Raw genomic sequence first — 1284 nt, forward strand, 5'->3', positions numbered from 1 at the left:
GGTGCTCGCCCGTAACCAGCATATTCCTCATTACCTGCTGACCGGTGAATTGAATGGTGAATTGCAACTGACCGATCGCCAGTCCCAGCTCACTTATCATTTTAATCACACTGCCGGGTCTATTCGTAAACTGTCCGCGATCACCGATCGCCGACAGAATGCTATTCGATTTATCTACGATAAACACTCGCAACTGATTGAAGTCACGCGCACCGATGGTTTCCGGTTGATCTTAGGTTATCAGGGGCAGCAGCTCCAGACAGTGGATTATCTCGAACAGCAAAAGCAACAGCGGCTGGTCACTTGCCATTACGACCCACAGAACTACCTGCATGAATGTGAGGCTTTCCAGCATAACCACTTGTGGCATGAATATGATGCTCAAGGAAGGATGATCCGCTGGCACGATACCGATCAGACAGATGTCACGCTTACCTATGATGATCGTGGGCGAGTTCTCACAACGGCCACCACCAGTGGCTACTGGTGCGATCGTTTCCAATATGATGATCAATCCCGTATCACGACTTATATTGATGCTGAAGGCGGTGAAACCCAATATCATTACGATAACAACGGGCTGGTGATCCGTGAAGTCGATCCGCTGGGGCGCGTCACACGCCGCCAGTGGCGCTACAGTCAAATCGTCTGGGAAGCCGATGCAGCAGGTGGGATCACGACTTTCGATTACAACCCTGATGGTGCGCTGACTGAAATGGTCCTGCCGACCGGAGAAACCTTTGCTTACGGCTATGACGAACACGGACAGCTCATTGAAAGTGTCCTGCCCACCGGCGAGCACTGGCAATTTCATTATGATGAACAGGGTAACCTGACGGCGCTGACTAATCCGCTGGGACACAAAGAAGAGTATCAATACGGCACCCACGGTGAATTACGCCAGCGCTTATTGCCGGATGGGCGTCAATGGCACTATGCCTATGACGAACAACAGCGGCTGGCTGCCGTGATGACCCCGGACGGTCAGACCACCGGCCTGCAACTGGATGAACTGGGCCGATTGCGCCAACTCACCGATGCCCTGAAACAACAAACTCACTACCGTTACAGCGACGACCATGCCAGTCTTAACGGCAGCCTGACCGATATCGAACTGCCGGATGGTACCACGCAGCAACTGGCCTATGACAGTGAACGGCGAGTCGTGGCCGTGACTGACGGCGAAGGCCGTACCACCCGCTATACTTACGGCGCGTTTGACCTGCTGACTCAGGTTACCCGGCCCGATGGCACGGTATTACACTTTGGCTATGACCGGCTGAC

General features: G+C 53.6%; 1 pseudogene. It reads left to right on the forward strand.

The features are described from left to right. Positions 1-1284: pseudogene (locus Xind_RS19500) on the forward strand (RHS repeat-associated core domain-containing protein); the annotation flags it as partial.

It is taken from the genome of Xenorhabdus indica (assembly GCF_014467235.1).
Taxonomy (GTDB): domain Bacteria; phylum Pseudomonadota; class Gammaproteobacteria; order Enterobacterales; family Enterobacteriaceae; genus Xenorhabdus; species Xenorhabdus indica.